The sequence below is a fragment of the Pareuzebyella sediminis genome (assembly GCF_008367235.1).
GTDB classification, from domain to species: Bacteria; Bacteroidota; Bacteroidia; order Flavobacteriales; family Flavobacteriaceae; genus Pareuzebyella; species Pareuzebyella sediminis.
The window spans coordinates 581,121-601,361 of record NZ_VTZS01000003.1 but is presented as its reverse complement, the minus strand read 5'-3'; the positions used below and the strand labels follow the sequence as shown (position 1 = coordinate 601,361).

The following is a 20,241-nucleotide window of genomic DNA, read 5'->3' as shown; positions in this document are numbered from 1 at the left end:
TTAAGCAAGTATTCCAATAAGTTTTTTCACTATCATTTTTGGAGTGGTAGATGCTATTGCCTCTTGATAGCCCTCAGGATATTTGTTGCCATAAACCGAAGTGGGGGTTAGGGGAAATTTCTTTCGATCGGCAGTCATTTGATTTTCGGGGGGTTGCCTGAACGCAGTAAAGCCCGCATACGGATGTGTTATGCCCCATAAGGTAATTACCGGAACCCCGTACATAGCCGCCAGATGACCGTTACCGCTATCCATGGAAAGCATGCAGTCTAAGTTGGAAATAATTGCCAGTTCTTCCGAAAAAGAAAATTTACCGGCAGTATTGACGCAATTTTCAAATTTGCTTTGCCAAGATTCAAGTTGTTGTCTTTCTTTTACTCCGCCTCCAAAAAGAATTATTTTATATGTTGTGGTTCTTTGAAGCTCTGCGATTACCTTTTCCATTAAAGAAAGGGGATACATTTTACCACTAAAAGCGGCAAAAGGTGCCAAACCAAGCCATTTTTTGGAATCCGTTCCGACAAATTGACGGCACGCATCGGATAGCTCCTCTTTTTGAAGCATGGTCGCTGTCGATAAATCTACCGGGAATCCCAATTCTCGGAAAACATCCGCATAACGCTGATGCGTAGATTTCAACGGTTTAAATATCTTATTTTTTTTCCTCGTTAACGCTTTCTTCCCTTCCCTTCCCTTGTCTATTTGATAAAAAGGAACACCATAGCCCTTAAAGTATAGTTTTAGAATGTTACTTCGAAGTACATTATGTAAATCTGCAACGCCGTCTAGATGAGCCTCCCGAAGTTCCTTGAACAATTTCCAAAGGCCTGGTATCCCCTTGTGCATTCCGTGAACATCGGCAACATGTACCGTAACATTGGCAAGCTGTGAGAACATAGGAGCGTAAAAAACCCGTGTTAAAACTGTAATTTTAAGATTTGGATACTGATTTCTTAGTGCCGAAAGTACGGGTATCGTCATTGCGACATCGCCCATGGCGGAAAGGCGTATGACCAGTATGTGGGTGCCGCTATTTTTGTCCACGAAGAACGGGGTTCATATCTTCGTCGTTATACATCTTCATCTGCCTGTACACTTTCATGTATTTTTTTCCTGCCTCGATATCGGCTAGTAGTTGATCTATGGCGCTTGACAGATCTTTAAGCTGCTCCAGTAAAACATCAAGTTTTTGCGCACATTTCTGAATATGGTGCTCTGAAGCATCTTTTCTAGCCACCTCTTCTTGCATATGATAAATTTTGAGTGCCAAGATTGAGAGACGGTCAATAGCCCAAGCAGGACTTTCCGTATTGATAGTAGCGTCTTCACGAACTTCTACCGATTGGTATTTTTTTAAAAAATAGTCGTCAATGTGCTCTACTAGATCAGTGCGGTCTTGATTACTAGCATCTATTTTTCGTTTAAGCAGCAATGCTTCTTTGGGTTCAATATCAGGATCCCTTATAAGGTCTTCATAATGCCATTGCACGGTGTCTATCCAATTTTTTCGATACAGCAAGCGGGTGATATCATCTTTAGGATAAGGATTTACGAACTTTTGGGACACCTCATCTTTAACATGATATTTTTCAATACTTTCTTCGAAAATCTTGTAGGCAAAATCACTGAACATCTCGATTTAAATTTAATGTAAAGGTACCGAATATTAATTTATCGCCATACTTGAAAAAAGCACTAAAAATGGGATGATAACCGCTGAAACAAGGACTATTTCCCGAATCTTTGGCTTCTTAATAGACTCTATATACTTTGTTAGGAGCACAGCCGATGGGAAAAAAGTAACCATAACAGGGTAGACATTTTCGGATAGCTTCAAGACATTAAAAACAACCCCTATAAAAAAGGAAAGTGCGATCAACCTTAAGTTAGCCACCTTTCCCATGCCGGACTTCCCAAGTTTCACAAAGGCAAAAATACTCGTTATCACTGTTAGCAAGACAAAACATATCATTTTCGTACTATGCCCCCAGTACGAAAAATATACGATATCGGGAGCGACCAAAAATTGATAATGTTTCAATAGAAATTCACTATGGCCTGTAAAAATAAAAATGCCATTGGCGATCATGAAGACCGTAAAAAAGCCAGCGAAAGGAACCAACCAGTTTCTTACATTCTTGGGGTCGTACATATATATAGTGGCAAAAACCAAAATCAGAAACAAAAGGGCCCAATCGTAAAAAAGACTCGCTGCCAAAATCCATATAGTTGCATCGAATATTTTGAATTTAATATTCTTTAAGGAGCTGATGCTAATTAACCTTCTCATTGCCAATAATAAAAAAAAGCTAGATATGATGGCATTTGGGTCAAGCAGCGTTTCCGGAAAGACTACGGTTAGCAGAGCGTAAAAAAGTATGGTGAACGAGTTGCTTCCCGTTATTTTATTTCGTTTTACGATAAAATCGACAACAAAAATACTAAAGAGCAAAAGAGCCAAAAAAAGAATTTGAAACGGTATTTCGTCTGGGGAAGAAAATCTTTCGAACAAGAAAAAATGCACTGTCCAATAGAAAACAAAGAGGAAAGCTAGTACAATTATGAAATTTATTGGTTTTGTTTTGCCAAAAATGATTGAAATCATCCTGCCTTTTTATATTTTTGTACGGTAAATATAGCTAAGATGACTTCATTTTTTAGAGGAATAGAAGATTTGTTCGTTAACTACCTATTTTGGCCTTTGGACCAATTGAGGTATATGGACAGTTGGTGGGGAGCCAATTTTTTCAACTGGCTCTTAGCCATAATCGGCATGGCCGGCTTTATCTATTGGATGCTTCAATTGAAGCAGTACAATGACAATGGAGAGGAAGACAAAAGCATTACCTCACATTCCTACTTATAGCATCGTTCCTCGGTTTTTTTAAGCAACGATGTGGGGTGACCCTTTGTGGAGTTAAAGGTCATATCCTATATCCTTTCTGTAGTTCATCCCATCAAAATGTATTTTTTCGATATTGCCATAGGAAGTGTTGAGGGCCTCCTCAAAATCTTTTCCGTAAGAGGTGATGGCCACCACACGGCCTCCGTTCGTGAGGACTTTACCGTCTTCAATCCGTGTACCTGCCTGGAAGACCAAGGAATCTTCGATTGATTTTAACCCTGTTATCTCCTTGCCTTTGTTATACGTGCCAGGGTAACCCCCAGACACTAGCATGACTGTACTTGCAGAGCGTTCATCAATGCTCAATTCAACACCGTCCAAGTCTTCGTTTGCAACAGCATCAAAAATATCGATCATATCATTTTTGATACGTGGAACGACCACTTCGGTCTCGGGGTCTCCCAAGCGCACATTGTATTCGATAACCTTGGGCTCATTTCCGACCTTTATCAATCCTATAAAAATAAATCCTTTATACGGCAGATTGTCCTTTTTTAGCCCCTCTATGGTCGGCTCGACAATACGATATAGAATCTTATCCATTAAGGCCTCGTCAGCAAACGGAACCGGGGAAATCGCACCCATGCCCCCGGTATTAGGTCCGGTATCACCTTCTCCGATTCGCTTGTAGTCTTTGGCAGTAGGCAATACTTTATATCCTACTCCATCGGTAAGTACAAAAACGCTAAGTTCTATTCCACTTAAAAATTCTTCGATTACGACTGTTGCACTAGCTTCACCGAACTTTGCATCGACGAGCATATGTTTCAGTTCTTTCTTCGCATCGTCCAGATTATTTAGTATAACGACGCCCTTACCTGCTGCCAATCCATCGGCCTTAAGCACATAAGGGGCTTTCAACGTTTCTAAAAAAGCATATCCCTTATAAAGACTGTCTGCTGTAAAACTTGCGTAAGAGGCAGTCGGAATATTATGGCGTTTCATAAATTCCTTGGCAAACTCTTTACTTCCTTCCAGTTCTGCAGCCGCCTTTTGCGGACCGATGACCGGTACTTTTCTCAACTCACTATCTTTTAGAAAATAATCGTGGACCCCATTGACCAAAGGGTCTTCAGGGCCTACCACGACCATGTTTATGGCATGTTCAATCACCGCTTTTTTGATGGCGGCGAAATCGTTTACACCAATCGGTATATTTGTAGCGATATCTGCAGTGCCTGCATTCCCCGGGGCCACAAAAAGCTTCGTTAGTCGTTTGCTCTGATTGATTTTCCAAGCCAAGGTATGCTCACGCCCTCCCGAGCCCAAAATAAGAATGTTCATATGGATAAAGTTTCGTCAAAAATACAGTTTGCCTTGGAGTTTATACCAACACTTTGAAAATAATAGTTATGTATAGGGGTTATCAAGTTTCGCACTACATCCCCCAAATTATTTCTATTTTTAGAATACAACGTATTGAATATCAATATTATGTAATTAAAATTATACTATCGTATACGATTAATGTTTTGCAAAGCCACTATGAATCTTTTTGAAAAGTTAGAGATGTGAGAATTCACAAGTTAAATTCCCCGCGAGAAAAGCACCGTGGTTACCGTTTTAAATATTATTCTCAAGTCAAGTGTAATGGACTTGTTCTTGATATAGTAGAAATCATATTCCAGCTTTTTTATAGAATCCTCCAAATTTACTCCATACCGATACTTGACCTGTGCCCAGCCCGTTATCCCTGGCCGGATCAAATGACGCACATTGTAAAATGGTGTGATCTTGTTCAGCTGTTCGACGAATACTTTACGTTCGGGACGAGGACCGATAAACTGCATGTCACCATTCATCACTGAAATTATTTGTGGCAGTTCATCAATACGGAACAATCGCAATATCTTACCAAAAGGCGTTATCCTTGCATCGTTCTTGGTCGCCATCGCAGCACCGGACCTCTCCGCATCGATTACCATAGACCTGAATTTGTAAATTTTGAACTCCTTGCCGTGCAAGCCTACCCGCTTTTGGGTATAAAATAACGGCCCCCTGTTAAAAAAGAGGTTAAAAAACCAGACAAAAGGAATGAACAGGACAAAAATAAGCCCTGTGAAAAAGGATAAGAGAAAATTTATTGAAAAGCTAAAAATACGTTGTACATAACGTATTCGACGATTTCTCAACTGTAAAAGCTCGTAAAAGCTATCGTTATGCGAACGGATTGGCAAGGCTTCATAGGTGCTCTCATAAAAAGTAGTAAATGAAATAACCTCCTTTCCAACCAATAGTGAGCTCAAAATTTTATTCTCGATTTCGGGAGGTAAATGGTCGTATCCTGAAGTATTAAGAATCCAGGTATCGATTTTATCTACGGCCGATAGAAAAAACTGCTTGTTTCCGATACTGTTCTTTTCAAGGGAATAGGTCAGCTTTACCTTATAGAAGGTTTGCATCTCATTGCCATTTATCATATCAACATCCGTACGTAACGTATTGGCGGCATCTTTATCATAAATATACAATACGTTTTTTGTGACCGGAATAACACTGAAAACATTGCGGTAAAAAAAACGCCAGAGCCCGATTTCCAATGGGGTAAGCACCAGGAAAAACAATAGGGGCATCCTCCAAAAACTGGCATCATATACAATAACACAAAAAATGAACACTACAAATACGAAAAGTGCAGTGACATAGAGCGACTGTGATATCACATATCTTCCCTTAGACACTTTTTCAAGCTCATAAAACTCCAAAATATAAGCTAAGGCCAAATAGGCGAATATGCCAAACGAGAAAACCCCTACCTTCAGGCTAAGTGAGATAAATTCTGCATCGATGGCGAAGTTTACCAATACATTGATAGAGGCGAGAATGATACATAAATCACCTACCAATAGAATGAACTTACGTTCAATCGAATTTAAAATAGAAGGTCTCGGCATTCCCTAAAAAATATTCAATAGTTCAAAAGTAACTTTTCATTTTTAAAATGATTGCCGAAAGCAAATAAAATAAGGATTTGCCAAAAGACAGGCCTTCTTCCTCCCTGTAGATTTTCCACTCATATTTAATCAAGTCCATTTTATTGGATGAGATCGATGTGTTACCGGTGCGATAGCTTGAAAGAACTTCGTCGAGCCCAAAGGCATCGGTTTTTTTAAGAAGTTTTAACCACAACGCATAATCTTGACGCTTACGTATTTTAGGCATGTACTGCTTTCCGAAAAAACCGACATCATAGATTACCGTCAAGCAGCCAATGGGGTTTTTATACAAAGCGGTATGATGGGTAACCCTGGGTTTGATCGTTACCTTTTTCTGAAGCGGATTGCCGTTTTCATCAATTTTATCATAAGCAGTAAACGTAAAGTGATGGTTATTGGCGGTCATAAAGGCCAATTGTCGTTCGAGCTTTGTAGGGTGCCAAAGATCGTCACTATCTAAAAAGGCAATGTAATTACCGGATGCAGCCCTGATAGCCGTATTTCTTGCAACCCCAGCGCCACTATTGACCTCAAGCCCTATGTACTTGACCCTAGTTTCATTTTCAGCATGCGCCTTGATTATTTCTGCACTACGATCCGTAGAACAATCATCGACCAAAATGTGTTCCCAATTTGGGTAGGTCTGGGCCTGTACCGATTGAATGCAAGACTCCACATACCGCTCAGAGTTATGTACTGGTGTTACAATAGAAACTAATGCCTGCATTTTTAATTACTAAAACTGTATATAAGATCAGAAAATAGGTTTCCGCAAACTTCACCGATGACCCGTATTTCAGGGGTCGATTATTGCAAAAATAATCGAAAACCAAAGCAATGGCGAATCAAGCTTTTTTTATTAGGCATTAGTTTACGTTCTTTGTAAAGAAATTGTTACCAAACGATTAATATAGAAACAAAATGAACGACCTTCTTAATCAATTTGCCATAGATTCCGGGGAAACATTCTCTTTAGTAAACTACCTTATCAATATTGTACTTTGTGCTATTCTTTTATATCTCCTGTCTTTGGTGTATGTGCGATTCGGACGCTCTTTATCAAACCGTACTCAATTATCAAAGGTACTGATCGTAGTTGGAGTAACCACTTTTATCATTATCAGCATCGTAAAGTCGTCATTGGCCCTTTCCCTTGGTCTCGTAGGGGCTCTATCGATCATCCGATTCAGAACAGCCATCAAGGAGCCCGAAGAACTAGGGTATTTTTTCATTGCCATTGCTATAGGCCTGGGGTTTGGTGCTAATCAAGTAGTTCCTACAGTCGTCGGTGCTTTTGTCTTATTTCTAATAATCTTTCTAGCAGGAAAGAGCGCGTCAAAAAATATGATCAATCAAAATATTTTGATTAGCAAAGTATCCGCGGATGAAGAAGACAGAACAGAACTACAAAAAAGTATCATGTCTATACTCGCCCAAAACTCCTCAAGAACAGAACTAATTCGTATGAATGTCGATAAAAACCAAATGAGCTACAATTTTCTCATCGTACTCAAAGACCTCAACAGCATCAATGAAATTACCAAAGATTTGACGAAAATGGACAACCAACTGTCAATCACCTTCATAGATAGTCAGAATATGACCATATAATTTAAAAGTAACGCTATGCTTATCCATTCTAAGAAAAGTTACAGTAACAGACGCATTATTTTATTGGCCCTCATTGTGTTCTTAGCCCTTGGATTTTTTAAAATCTCCGTTGATTCAAAGCCCCAACTATTTGGATTTACGAATGAAAGCGATAAACAAGAAACTAAAAAGAACGCGCCTGTTATTCTCAGCTCGACGCTCTATACCAAAGACCTCTTAAACACGGATAAGAACAAAATTTATTCAAAAGACAATCTTTCACTTTATTTGAACAAAGAGTTAGGGGCACCTACCTTAATGATAGTTTACAAAGACTCGATTACCGATTTAGAACGCAATGGTAGGTTCATTGCTTTCTTATATTTAAAAGACCCCAAAGCATGGAGGGCCGTAAATCAACGCTATGATCATATCGTATTGCGCCATGAGCAACTTGTTCCCGTTAAAATAGAAAAGGGAAGCGATACCTATTTTGTATTCAAATTTCGATTGGAACACCCCTACTTTAACTACAACAACCTAAAAAAGCTCGAGTTTGTAAGACATGATCGCCAATTGGGAAGGTTTACAGAACTTTTCTTCGAAAAAGACAGCCTCCCTTCACTGACTACTCCCGTAGAGAACTCTTTAAAGGACTTTAGATTAACCTTGAAGTCCAAAGCCTACCGGAAAATTGAGAAAAAAAGAAACGAGGCCTTAGAATCAGGTATTTTGGTGTCTGGTGATGACGATATGGTCAAAGCCGATATCATCGCCGAAGGAGAAACAAGAACGGAAGCTTCCATTCGGTTGAAGGGAGATTGGACCGATCATCTAGAGCACCCTACCAAATGGTCGTACCGCATTGAACCCGATGGCGAAAATACGGTGTTCGGCATGCGAAAATTTTCGATACAACACCCGAAGTCAAGAAATTATATCTGGGAATGGCTCTTCAACAAGGTGGTTAAGGATAACGACATTGTTGGTCTTCGTTACGATTTCCTGAACGTCGATATTTTGCTATCCGATATTGATTCTATTGTGCCCTTGGGGATTATGGCCTTGGAAGAAAGTTTCGATAAAATATTGATCGAGAACAACCGAAGAAGGGAGGGTTTGATCTTCGGGTTCGATGAAACCATGATTTGGGATGACAGAAAGCAAGTAAGAGATCTTCAACTCGACTACCCTGAAGACCTGAACAGGCCAAAAAAGGGCGAGTTGCCCTTGAAAGTATACAATGAAAACAAAACACTGAGCAATCCGGCGCTATCTAAACAGTTTCAACTTGGTAAAAACTTAATTTTAGGCCTGCGTGACGATAAGTTGGCACTCTCGGAAGCATTTGATGTAGACAGACTGGCCTTCTATGTCGCCCTTTGTAATCTGTTCGGTGCTGATCATGGTTTAATGATCGAGAACATAAGAATATACTACAATCCGGTGACCCATAAATTAGAGCCCATTTCCTTTGATTCCAACTCTGGTTTTAAAACACGTGCTTTACGTGACTATCCCATTGGGGTCAAAGATGCCGCTTATCAAGCCAAACTTATGGAATATTACGAATTGGTATCTTCTGAAACTTTTATAAAGGATTTTTTGAATAAATATATGGGCGATCTAAACAGATTGGGGCTTGAACTTACCGGTGAGTTCAATGAAGCAAGCGTCGATATTGATATTCTACAGCATAATGCCAATCTGATAAAAAATAAAATACACCCGAACACCAGTATACAATCGACGTTATTGTCTTTTAGTGATAATACGATGCGGTTAGAAGTAAAGAATTTTTCCGAGTTTCCCATTCTTATAGATGCGCTGGTCTTAGAGAACGGCAAATCGTTGAATCAAGTCGGTCGATCATGGACCATCTCACCCAGGGATACACTAAATATTGATTTTCCCCTAAAAAAAGCATTTAACAATGCCTTTGTATCCAAAAAAAATAAGGAAGGAGGGTTTAGATATCCAAAAGATCTTGATAAAATTCAGGTAAGACACCATCTAATCGGTTCCTCTGAATATTTACGCGGAAATATTAAGGCGTTCAGTTCTACCCTAGATGGGCAAATTGTAGAAAGTGTGTCCCTTTCCGATAATACCGACGAATTCGCTTTCATAAAAATAGATGAATCGAAAAGAACTTTGACCTTTACCCGTGGTCAATATCATTTGGACAAAACACTTTTTATTCCTTCGAAATATAAAGTAGTTGTTGAGCCTGGTTTCTTTTTGGATTTCACAAAGGAAGCCTCTATTGTTTCTTATGCTCCCTTTTATAGCATAGGAACGGCCGATACGCCCATAGAGTTCATTTCAAGCGACAATACCGGAGGGGGCATTTTTGTTTCCTCGACAAAAGAAAAGTCCAAATTAGAATACACTACCTTTAAAGGGCTATCCATTCCTAAAGTAGGGTTTTGGGAATTATCGGGCTCTGTAAACTTCAACGAAGCAACGGTAGATGTTCGGAATTGTGTTTTTGAAAAAAATCGTTCGGAAGACGCCCTGAATATCATCCGAACAAGCTTTACTATGGATCAATGTACATTTATTGACACCTATTCAGACGCTTTCGACGGTGATTTCGTGGAAGGTAGTATTACCAATTCAACTTTTGTTAATTCGGGTAATGATGGAATCGATGTTTCTGGATCTACATTGACCTTGGCCGACATTGTCATAAAAAACCCTTCGGATAAGGCATTGAGCGCAGGAGAGGGAAGCACAATGAATGGAAGCGGCATAAGGATACAAGGGGGTGAAATCGGCGTGGTAAGCAAAGATTTATCTACCATAACCCTAACCGACGTGGCCATAGAAAATACGCGTCTGGGCGTGGCCTGTTTTCAGAAGAAAAGCGAGTTTGGGCCCGGTATCGTGAACTTAAAAAGGTTAAAGTTTTCCGGTATAGAGGTGCCCTATTTGATTGCCGAAAATTCCGATTTGGTAATTGATGATAACATTATCCAAGAAAAATCGGATAACGTTATTGATAAAATGTATGGCAATGAGTACGGAAAAAGTAGTAGATAAGACAAACGACCAAAGCACCCTTCGTTTTGAACGGAAATTCCTCTTTCAGAATTGCCATGTTCAAGATGTAATTCTCAGTGTACTTCGAAATTCTTACTGCTTTCAAGAAATTTTTCACCGTAGAAAAGTAAATAACATTTACTTTGATGACTCGAACTATAATTTCTATAAGCAAAATGTAGAGGGAGTGGCCCATAGAAAAAAAATGCGCTTGCGCTGGTACGGGGACACTACTTCAAAGATTCAAGACCCTACCATTGAGGTTAAAAAAAAGATGGGCGAAGTAGGGGATAAAGATTCTTACCCCTTAAAGGGGGTAGCATTTGATTTAGATATGCAAAAGCCCACTCAAATACAGGATTTGCTCAAAGAAATAACTACTTTGAAATCAGGTGTCTACGAAGCGTTAAAGACCTTGCACCCCACCTTGATCAACACCTACGAACGTCGTTATTTTCTATCTTTCTGTGGGCGTTTTCGCATTACCGTCGACTTTAACCAAGCGTTTTATAACCCTAATTATATGTGCTTGGAACACGGGCAAAGAAAAACTTCGGATATTGTTCTAGAACTGAAATATGCCTTGGGTTCCGACCATGAAGCCCGTCTTCTTTCCCAACAGATAAAGACCCGCCTCTCTAAAAGCTCTAAGTACGTAAATGGCATTAATTTATTGTACCATAATGCATTGGTTTAGAAAGGCTTCCACAGATTTTGCTATGAGTGAGCACAAATGTACCGTTCCTTTTATATTTCTGTTGGTTATATTGTCCTCAGGATGTGCCGCTACGGACTATTACCACATACCGGCGCAAGACGCAAAGGGTGCTTACAATGCCGTCATAGAAATACCTGCCGGGACGAGCAAAAAATTAGAGTACGACCCCATTGAAAAAGAATTTCAGATAGACCGAATCAATGGGGAAGATCGCACTATTGATTTTCTACCCTATCCTGCTAATTACGGGTTTATCCCTTCGACACTTTCCCAAAGCGAGTACGGAGGTGATGGCGATGCCCTGGATGTTTTGGTGATATCCGAGGCAGAGCCCACAGGTACCATCATGTCGGTGCTACCGGTCTGTGTACTAAAACTTATTGATGATGGGGAGCTTGACTATAAAATTTTGGCCGTACCTGCCGAAAAAAGTAAACGGATTATTAGGGCCACCACATATGCCGAATTTAAATCGAATTATAATGAGCTTCTTGAAATAGTAGCACTCTGGTTTCTAAGCTACAACCCTGAAGATAGTAGTTCGATCCAAGGTTGGGGCAATGAAAGCGAGGCAATTGAAGAAATTAGTCGTAGTTTAAAAAAATGAAAGAAATGCGCATTTCCGTTTATCTCTTAACCTTCATATTGCTCGCCCTCTGTACATCTTGTGAAAAAGAGGAAGATGCAGGTTACAGCTTTTTCGTAGCAGGACATGTGTATGGAGCCCACGGAGAGGCCGAAATTAATGAAGGCGTACACCCCCCTTTTAAGGAGAAACTTGACCTTATCAAAAACGATCCTAGCATTGCATTTGGAGTCTTAACGGGCGACATGGTCTATGATGGGAGCCTGAAAGAATGGGAAGAGCTCGATGCCGATATCGCCTATATGGGCAAGACCGTATATTTTGCCCCCGGGAATCATGACATCGGCAACACGAAAAAGAGAAAAACTTTCACGGAACGCTATGGCCCTTCCTACCGGAGTTTCATGCATAACAATGATCTTTTTATAGTTTTGGACACCAATCTAGAACCTGCCGATGTCTCCAAAAACCAATTGAAGTGGCTGAAAGGCGAGATTGCCGACAAGGCAGATAGCAGTAGAAATATTTTTGTGTTTTTTCACCATATACTATGGTGGCAAAAGGATAACCGATATAGGGATTCCCCATTGAATTCCACCAAAGGCAGGGATAAAGAGAATAACTTTTTTACGGAAATATACCCTATGTTTCAATCCCTTGAGAACGAGGTATTTCTATTTGCCGGGGATACCGGTGCCTACGAGCGGGGTATTATGTACGACAAGACCGATAATGTACGGTTGATAGCCTCAGGAATGGGGGGCAGAAAAGAAGACAACTTCGTGATCGTTGATATCGCCGATACTGGTGTCGTAAGCTTTGAGCTCATTGCGTTGAACGGGCCTTCGATAGATGGTATGGGAAAACTCGAAGACCACAGTCTTACCGATTCAGGGCCGGCCAATTAAAACTTTATCAGTTCGTGTACGATTTCATGCCCAGTACTGCCCGTACCGTATAAATGCTTGTTAAAATCGATGTCGTTGTCTTTAAGGTCTCGATAGGCCTGTACTATGGCACTCTTATTGGCGCCTGTCAGCACATTATATCCATTTTCGATCAGCTCTACCCATTCCGTTTCTTCACGTACGGTCAAACACGGTTTTTTAAAGAAGAAAGCCTCCTTTTGCAGTCCACCGCTATCCGTAATGACCATAGTGCAATGCATCAATAACCATATCATTTCAAAATAGCCTACGGGATCGATTATTTGAATGTTTTCATCGGGTTGAATGCCCAATTGTGCTATTTTTTTAACCGTTCTCGGATGTAGGGGCAATACTATTGTCCTATCCTTGGAAATTTCCCCAAGGGCATTGAAAATACTTTCCAGGTTTCCTTCTGTATCGGTATTCTCTTGCCTGTGGATAGTGGATAGCACAAAATCTTGCGATACCTTCAATCGCTCAGGTTTTTGTGCCTTGTCGGTATAATAGAGCGCGGCATCGTACATGACGTCACCGCATAGTACTTTTTGAATGTCGATGTTGTTATAGCCCTCCTTTTCAAGATTATCCATGGCCGTCTGCGTTGGGCAAAAAAGAATGTCACTTATTCTATCTGTCAGAATTCTATTGATCTCTTCGGGCATACGCGTTTTAAAGGATCGTAGACCCGCTTCGACATGGGCTACTTTGATATGCAATTTCTTTGCGGCCAAGGCCCCTGCAATGGTAGAATTGGTATCGCCGTAGACCAAGACCCAATCGGGTTCTTCCTTTAGCAATACGGCTTCGATCTTTTCTAACATTTTACCCGTCATGGCCCCGTGCGACATGCTATTGATCTCAAGGTTGTAATGAGGCTTCGGAATATGCATTTGTTCAAAGAAGACCGCACTCATATTCTCATCGAAGTGTTGCCCCGTATGTACGATGAGCTCTTCGATATTCTCCTTTGGTGCCTTTTGATTGTATTCGGCAATTGCCCTGCTTACCACGGCGGCCTTAACAAATTGGGGCCTCGCCCCGATTACGGTGATTATTTTCATTTAATATTATTTTCTAACTGCTATAAAAAAATTATGTCTTGTTATAATTGCGGTATCTGAATACCGTATTCAAGAGCCTACCATGGGAATGATGGAAAAAATTATTGTTTTTTCGATTTCCTTTTTGACTTGGGCATATATAGAGCCTTGCCAAAATTAGTACGCTGATATTTTCCCTTTAGATATTGTTACTGGGTATAAAATTAAGCATAATAGTCCGTGAAATTAATTTTCAAAACAATTCAAATAAAATCATCAAGAATATTCAATTATTTGAATATTTTTCTTACAATAATGTAGCTGTTTCTATGTTATACAAGAAGCACCTTGATTTTGTTCAATCGAAAGTAGAACTATGAAAAAAATGCTTTTCCTTCTTTTTGTTTTTTCTTTGACTATTAACTGTACCATGGAAGAGGCTGAAAATGAACAATATTCCGTATCTGGACTTCTTACCAACGGAATATTCCCTGTGACAGATGCCACAGTCGATATTGATAATCTAGTTCAGTATCGGGTGAAATCCGACGCCGACGGTTTTTTTAAAATCGACAATATACCCGAGGGCACCCATGAGCTCAATTATGGGATAACCATCGAAAATGGAAGCTTTTCAACTATGAGCGAAACCATCAACATCACTTCGGACTTATCGTTAAACGCCCTGATGCTGCCGGATCCCGTTATTTTGGACAACCCTACGATTCAAAGAGATTTACAATCAAACGAGGTCAATTTGTCATGGAATAAATACACAGGTGAAGATTTCAGGGAGTACAAAGTATATCAGCATAGTAGTAGTGGGCTTGACGAAACTACGGGAGAACTCTTGCACGTCGCGACCTCGTTAAACGATACCCTATTCACAACCACTCTGCCCCATTCATCTGAAACCTATTTTAGAGTCTTTGTTCGGGATGATTTTGGATTATTGGGTGGAAGCAATATTGTTGAAGTGCCCATAGGGATGTATGAATCGGACCCAGAAATTACGGTTGGTGTTGAAACCAGCTACTATCTATCTGCAGAGGAGGAGCAAGAACTCTATTTCGACACCCCCGGTCCCGGGTTATACTCGATTGCTTGGTTTGATCAGTGGTTTGATGAGTACGACGCTGGTAGTATTGTAGTTTCGGCCTATAATAGTGATAAGTCTAAAACTTATTTTCAAAATGAGCGACTTATTCAGATGAACGGTTCCCCGTTGCCCGTGTATGTGCCGAATGCGGAGCGGGTATACCTGAAAATAGATCACTACGATGACCGCTTTCCGGGCACTTATGGAGTAAAGGTAACTCCTTTGAATGAAAGTGACTTTAGCGCTCTTGAAATCGGTGTTCATACATTGAAAACAATCGGTTTAGGGGATACCGAGCTTTTTACTTTTGAGGCAGGGGCGGGAACTGCTTACGAAATAACTTTGGTCAACACTATAGATACCGGTGCTTATGGCGATGGTGCGGCCACCTATATCTCCATTTACGAAGAGGGTGCAGATCAATTTAGCACCTACAAGGAATCTATTTCTTTCCCTATGGGAACTCCTAAAACCATCGAACTAAGTTATGAAAGTGCTACGAAGGTGTTCCTTATCATAGATAGTGCCTATTGGTATGTGGAAAATTCTGTGAATTTCGTTATAAACGAAATATAGTAAAATTGCCCAATAACTTATATGAAAAAGATATCATTCATAGCAGTGGTGCTGTTACTAATAATCAACTGCTCAAAATCATCCGACCCCAAATCAGAAACTGAACCAGAGGTTGATGTAAGTGAAGGTCAAACCAATTGGACGAAATTTGCATACTATGATACAATATCAAACCCTCGCCATGAGCCACTTTTTACTGGTGAGGTAGGTGTTTACGATATTGCCATCAAGGGGAATACGATTCTTCTAGCTGGCTATGAAGCAGATTTTGAATCCACAGGGCTTATTTGGGGCAGTCAAGATGGTGGTGAAACGTGGGAATACAAAAAAGGTCTAAGCTGTGGTGCAGGGTCTTATTATACAAATATCGTTTTCGCTTCAGATACAATTGTTTATGCCGTAGGAAACTGCATGGGTGATAATTTTATAATCAAATCTAGTGATGGAGGAGATACATGGAGTAATAAAACTCGCCTATTTTATGATACCTATTCTTCCTATCCCTATTTTTCCGCAAAACCCTTGTGGTTCTTTGACGAAAAAAGGGGCATATTTGGCAATCGAAAAACCACAGATGGGGGTGCTAGTTGGACAACTATAGAGCATTTATCAGATTTTCCAAATTTTCAAAAAAACAATTCAGCAATAGTTTCGCATTTTTTCGTCAACGATTCTTTAGGATATTGTAATAGTCAAAAAAAGGTCCTAAAAACACAGGACGGAGGTGAAAGTTGGTTGCTAATCTATCAGGATGAAACAGAGGAATTTAGAAATATTTATTTCTTAGATGAGGTCAATGGTTTTCTTGTAACCAAGACTCATCTACTCAAAACCCAAAATGGTGGTGAATCATGGAAGACAGCTTATTCCAATGAAGTGCGTAATATATCATTTGCCAATCAACACATAGGTTTTATAACTACAGTTAACGGTGTATACAAAACCCTCGATTCAGGAGAAAATTGGCAAGAGAACTATACCTCACAATTTTATGTTTGGGGAACTGATTCCAATGGAATACCGACTACCTTTGCACCTTCAATTGTTGAATTTGAAGGTGAAAATATTGGAATTACAACAGGTAAGCAAATAGGGCTTTCTACATTGCCCAACGGCAAGGCCTATATCGCTCGTACAACTACGCTAGGGGAATGAATTAAGCCAACTCCCTGTAGATTTGAATTAATTTCTTCTCTTCCGATTCCCAATTATAGGTGTTGAGCACAGCTGACCTTCCATTTTCGCCCATTTGCTGTGCCTTTGCCTTATCGCCCATCAAAAGCTCAATGGCCTGGGCAATGGCTTTGGAATTGCCTGGATCAACACAAATGCCGCAGTTTACCTTTTCTATAATGGCTTTCCATAGCTCAAAATCAGAAGCCACCAAGGGAATACCTTGCGCCATATATTCAAATAGTTTGTTGGGTTGCGAATGGGTATGGTTTCCGAACGGCAGAAAGGTCACAAGACCGACTTGTGACTGGCGAAGTACCCGCTTCACCTCATCACGATCAATCTGGCCCAGATACCGGGTATTCAGCCAGCCCTTTCTTGCGGTTAGGTTTTCTTTAAACGATGGAGGAGCAAAACTTCCGGCCAGGTTTAACATAATCCCAGGTAAATATTCCATCGCATCAATGACCTCTTCCAAGCCCCTAATCTGAGTGATACTACCAATATAGCAGACCTCGTTTTTCTTCTTGCTCCAATCCGAAGCCTCGGTATTCAATTCACTCAGCAATGGATAGTTGTTGATGTCCAAAGAGTTTTTGTTCAATTTGGAAAATCGTTGCCGGATATGGGGCGTTGCGGTTATTACAAAGTCAAATTTTTTAGAGGCATAATCTTCATACCATTCTAGGAGCACTGAAATTGGTTTGCGCAAAAGAAAATTGATGTAGTGTTTGCTCATCAACTGCCGAGGGAGGTCCTCATGAGAGTCATAAATTACTTTCTTTCCCTGTTTCTTTAATTTAATACCAAACGGTATGAGTTCGGCATCGTGAAAATGATATACCTCGGCATTAAGTTCCAGACCCTTCTTGTATACAGCCTTGGTGGCCTTTAAAAAACGAGCCATACGACCATTCGCCCTTCCGGTATCATGAATTTGAATTCCCTGATAATTCTCAAAGCCCTTTCCATCGGCAACCACTAAATGTACCTCGTAGCCTTGTCTATGTAACGACAAACATTCCTTTAATAATATTCGCGTATCGTAACGATGATGTACGGAGCTAAGGTGACAAACTCTCTTCATTCCTTTTAAATTAAATCATAAAATTATATGAAACAACTTCATTCTGCTTCACCTATTCTTTACTGTTCTTTAGTAGAAAAATGGATACCAAGATCAAGGCCACCCCGCCATGGGTTAACAAAACCGTAAAAACGGAAGAACTTAAAAAAGAAAACATGGCCAGCACAAAAAGCCCAAAATATTTTGCGGGTATCTTCAAACTGTTCAATACCATAAAGAAAGCCGATACGATCGCTATGTTGATTAGCACACCCCAACCTCCAAAATTCATATAGCCTTCCGAAACCAGCCCATTATTGGCCGACATATCGGGCCTGTTGAAATAAAACTCGCCGATAAGGTGGGTGGGGCGAACATCATAGGGGTATTCCACGAATCCCTTTAAAATCGATTCCGACCAATACAAGGGTTTGCCTTCAAAAAAATCGAGATAGCAAATGTCCAATAAGGTAGGTAAAAAATGAACCCGTCGAAACGATAAGATCCAAGGGTAATCATACCCGATCAGGGCTAAAAGAATGCAGGCGATAATGGCCAGACTACCATATTTAACAATCATCTTTACGGACTGTGCAAAGCTAAACCGGTAAAATACCAAAACTACGATAAGGCCGACGTACACGGTTTTATGGGCCCCAAATAGATAGAACAAGATGAGGTAAAGCGCACCCACAAGTGTCCATACCTTTTTTTTAAGCTCAAGCGAGAATACGATAATAAGCGGAATGAATATCTTGGTAAACAGGGAATAGGTATATCCAAAATAGGCATTGCCCAAATTGCCCATGGTGCTCCTGGTCTGGTATACATCGATTAAAACCAAGTTCTTCAAATTGATATGAGGACCGTACACGATTAAATAAGGTACGACTCCCAAGGTTGTCAATATGAGCAACAAATAGAGTGCTTGGGTCTTGTTGAGTACCGGAATACGGCTAAAATCGATCTTTATCTTCGAAAGAAAATATAGTCCGAAAAACAATGCCTGATGATACCACAAGAGCTCTGAGGAGTACATATCTGCCGATGTAAAGGCAATAAGCGAAGGAATGGTCAACAAAGCAAAGAACAGGGCCAGCACAATAAAAATAAGTTTGGTGCGTCGTATGCTGTTCAGTAAGTAGAGATTAAAAAAGAACAGCACCGTGGCCGACAGACATCTAAGGAAAGAAAAACCAAACTCCCCGTCTTTCAATTCCGCAATATAATCCCAATAGAAATAATGCTTTACCTTATAATGATAGAGCACCATTAACAAAAGGAAGTAAAGCACAAAATAATGTCGTATCGCGATCCTTAGTTTCATTCCCTTAGCTTTCCTTCCTTTAATGCCGAAAAAATATAACAAACCCAAAAAGAAAAAAAGGAAATACCGGAAAACCTGTTGAAGAGCCCTTCGAACATCGAATTAATCAATAAGAGCAGTACAAAACTGAACAACAGCCAAGTATCTTGTTGAAAATTGCGAAGCTCACCAAGCAGCAGGCTGAATATAGCCAATAGAACTAGTATCGCTAAGATGCCATTTTCAAGCCAAGACTGCAACCATAGGTTGTGTGCATTATAACTTTCTTTCAAGGGGTGGATATACCCCTTTTCTTTATAATACCGATTGAGGGCCGTTTGTGTGTCTCCATACCCATAGCCCCATATCGGCCGCTCTTTAATTAACGAAATGGCAGCATCCCAGGTGAGCAGTCGCGTGGCAAAACCGAACCGGGCTTCAGGGTTCAAAACCAATGCGCCCTCGGCTACCTTCTCCAAGCTTTCTTTAATTCTGGGGTTCACGGCTAAAAAGGTTGCCAACACCAAAAAAACACTAACGAATCCAATAATTTTTTTTACTCGCTGGCCTTTAAGGGTCAGTAGGCGAAGCAATAAAATAGTGGCCAAGCCAATAAAACTGGCCTTGTTCGATACCAAAAAAATAACCACTATAAAAGACGCCAATAAAATCCAGCGTTTCCTGCTCTCGAATAGATTAGGCCTGAACAATAAAACGGCCACTCCTGTGCACACATAAAGGGCAAAATATACGGTCTGATGAAAGATCGAGAAATGTCGACCGAAGAAATAATTGCCCCCGTAAAGAATCGATTCCATAAAACCCTTCCCTTCCAGTACATTTGCTTGAAAAGATATGATACCATTTTGAACCTCGATCGAATGGTAAATTGCCATTGCCAAACAGGCCAAGGCGGCACCAAGAATGCCCCAAACAAAAGTCTTTAACATTCTATTGCGTTCGCCCGTGTCATATGCATGCATATAAAAAAGCAAGGGAAAAATAAGAAGCGACAATTTGTGCTCTAAAAACTTAAAAGACGGACTATCAGCTGTGTACAAACCTAAGAAATAGAGTGAAAACAGAATCGGTAAAAGCCATAGATAGCGTTTCTTAACTGTTGTAGTTCTATTAAAACTAAGGATAGAAAGTACCAACCACAGGATGAGCAATAAGGTAACGAGCTTTTGTGAAAACGGAATTAAAAACACATAGAGCAGCGCACCATAATAATATCCCCGATGTTGTAATTCTTTCACGTTCGCTCTATTA

18 protein-coding genes are annotated in these 20,241 nt (G+C 40.2%); 8 read left to right on the top strand and 10 right to left on the bottom strand.

Annotation, left to right across the window (positions count from 1 at the left end; genetic code table 11):
* From F2B13_RS13105 to F2B13_RS13095, 3 genes are read right to left on the bottom strand one after another with little or no spacing between them, the layout of a single operon-like run.
* Window positions 1-1,044 carry a glycosyltransferase family 9 protein gene (locus F2B13_RS13105; protein WP_232622892.1) on the bottom strand — a complete coding sequence of 348 codons (1,044 nt, stop codon included), beginning with the start codon at window positions 1,042-1,044 and terminating at the stop codon, window positions 1-3.
* Window positions 1,031-1,633, bottom strand: a complete 603-nt coding sequence (locus F2B13_RS13100; RefSeq protein ID WP_149273793.1) for a DUF4254 domain-containing protein — start codon at window positions 1,631-1,633, stop codon at window positions 1,031-1,033. Before F2B13_RS13100 ends, F2B13_RS13105 begins: the two co-directional genes overlap by 14 nt.
* A gap of 33 nt (window positions 1,634-1,666) precedes the next feature.
* A complete protein-coding gene (locus tag F2B13_RS13095; RefSeq protein ID WP_394348971.1) occupies window positions 1,667-2,461 on the bottom strand; it encodes a DUF6427 family protein in 795 nt (264 codons plus the stop codon).
* A gap of 183 nt (window positions 2,462-2,644) precedes the next feature.
* On the opposite strand from F2B13_RS13095, the gene F2B13_RS13090 reads away from it, so the two are divergent.
* Window positions 2,645-2,866, top strand: coding sequence for a DUF6341 family protein (locus F2B13_RS13090; protein ID WP_149273789.1), 222 nt, complete (start codon window positions 2,645-2,647; stop codon window positions 2,864-2,866).
* A gap of 51 nt (window positions 2,867-2,917) precedes the next feature.
* Here the strand turns inward: F2B13_RS13090 and purD are convergent, their stop codons facing one another.
* From purD to F2B13_RS13075, 3 genes are all read right to left on the bottom strand, one after another.
* Window positions 2,918-4,189: a phosphoribosylamine--glycine ligase gene (gene purD / locus F2B13_RS13085; RefSeq protein ID WP_149273787.1), complete on the bottom strand. Its 1,272-nt coding sequence runs from the start codon at window positions 4,187-4,189 to the stop codon at window positions 2,918-2,920.
* 242 nt (window positions 4,190-4,431) lie between these two features.
* Window positions 4,432-5,799 carry a sugar transferase gene (locus F2B13_RS13080; protein WP_149273785.1) on the bottom strand — a complete coding sequence of 456 codons (1,368 nt, stop codon included), beginning with the start codon at window positions 5,797-5,799 and terminating at the stop codon, window positions 4,432-4,434.
* Between the two features lie 22 nt (window positions 5,800-5,821).
* Window positions 5,822-6,568 carry a glycosyltransferase family 2 protein gene (locus F2B13_RS13075; RefSeq protein ID WP_149273783.1) on the bottom strand — a complete coding sequence of 249 codons (747 nt, stop codon included), beginning with the start codon at window positions 6,566-6,568 and terminating at the stop codon, window positions 5,822-5,824.
* Window positions 6,569-6,762: 194 nt separating this feature from the next.
* Here F2B13_RS13075 and F2B13_RS13070 point away from each other — a divergent pair, with 194 nt between their 5' ends.
* Genes F2B13_RS13070 through F2B13_RS13050 form a run of 5 tightly spaced genes read left to right on the top strand, consistent with a single transcriptional unit; the run spans window position 6,763 to window position 12,688 of the window.
* Window positions 6,763-7,452 (top strand): DUF4956 domain-containing protein, encoded by a 690-nt coding sequence (locus F2B13_RS13070; protein ID WP_149273780.1) that lies wholly within the window; start codon window positions 6,763-6,765, stop codon window positions 7,450-7,452.
* A gap of 15 nt (window positions 7,453-7,467) precedes the next feature.
* Window positions 7,468-10,476 (top strand): hypothetical protein, encoded by a 3,009-nt coding sequence (locus F2B13_RS13065; protein WP_149273778.1) that lies wholly within the window; start codon window positions 7,468-7,470, stop codon window positions 10,474-10,476.
* Window positions 10,451-11,173, top strand: coding sequence for a polyphosphate polymerase domain-containing protein (locus tag F2B13_RS13060; RefSeq protein ID WP_198439698.1), 723 nt, complete (start codon window positions 10,451-10,453; stop codon window positions 11,171-11,173). Before F2B13_RS13065 ends, F2B13_RS13060 begins: the two co-directional genes overlap by 26 nt.
* Window positions 11,136-11,801 (top strand): inorganic diphosphatase, encoded by a 666-nt coding sequence (locus tag F2B13_RS13055; protein ID WP_149273774.1) that lies wholly within the window; start codon window positions 11,136-11,138, stop codon window positions 11,799-11,801. Before F2B13_RS13060 ends, F2B13_RS13055 begins: the two co-directional genes overlap by 38 nt.
* Entirely contained in the window at window positions 11,798-12,688 is an 891-nt protein-coding gene (locus F2B13_RS13050) for a metallophosphoesterase family protein (RefSeq protein ID WP_149273771.1), read from the top strand. Before F2B13_RS13055 ends, F2B13_RS13050 begins: the two co-directional genes overlap by 4 nt.
* Here the strand turns inward: F2B13_RS13050 and wecB are convergent.
* Window positions 12,685-13,770: a non-hydrolyzing UDP-N-acetylglucosamine 2-epimerase gene (gene wecB, locus F2B13_RS13045; protein ID WP_149273769.1), complete on the bottom strand. Its 1,086-nt coding sequence runs from the start codon at window positions 13,768-13,770 to the stop codon at window positions 12,685-12,687. The two genes, F2B13_RS13050 and wecB, sit on opposite strands and share 4 nt — an antisense overlap.
* Before the next feature lie 355 nt (window positions 13,771-14,125).
* On the opposite strand from wecB, the gene F2B13_RS13040 reads away from it, so the two are divergent.
* Together F2B13_RS13040 and F2B13_RS13035 are read left to right on the top strand one after the other, a co-directional pair.
* Window positions 14,126-15,424 carry a fibronectin type III domain-containing protein gene (locus F2B13_RS13040; protein WP_149273767.1) on the top strand — a complete coding sequence of 433 codons (1,299 nt, stop codon included), beginning with the start codon at window positions 14,126-14,128 and terminating at the stop codon, window positions 15,422-15,424.
* A gap of 21 nt (window positions 15,425-15,445) precedes the next feature.
* Window positions 15,446-16,579 (top strand): WD40/YVTN/BNR-like repeat-containing protein, encoded by a 1,134-nt coding sequence (locus F2B13_RS13035; protein WP_149273764.1) that lies wholly within the window; start codon window positions 15,446-15,448, stop codon window positions 16,577-16,579.
* Between the two features lies 1 nt (window position 16,580).
* Here the strand turns inward: F2B13_RS13035 and F2B13_RS13030 are convergent, their stop codons facing one another.
* From F2B13_RS13030 to F2B13_RS13020, 3 genes are read right to left on the bottom strand one after another with little or no spacing between them, the layout of a single operon-like run.
* A complete protein-coding gene (locus F2B13_RS13030; RefSeq protein WP_149273762.1) occupies window positions 16,581-17,684 on the bottom strand; it encodes a glycosyltransferase family 4 protein in 1,104 nt (367 codons plus the stop codon).
* Window positions 17,685-17,736: 52 nt separating this feature from the next.
* Entirely contained in the window at window positions 17,737-18,990 is a 1,254-nt protein-coding gene (locus tag F2B13_RS13025; RefSeq protein ID WP_149273760.1) for a hypothetical protein, read from the bottom strand.
* The gene (locus tag F2B13_RS13020) at window positions 18,987-20,228 is read right to left on the bottom strand and encodes an O-antigen ligase family protein (RefSeq protein ID WP_149273758.1); all 1,242 of its coding nucleotides are present in this window, start codon (window positions 20,226-20,228) and stop codon (window positions 18,987-18,989) included. Before F2B13_RS13020 ends, F2B13_RS13025 begins: the two co-directional genes overlap by 4 nt.
* Window positions 20,229-20,241 lie beyond the last annotated feature (13 nt).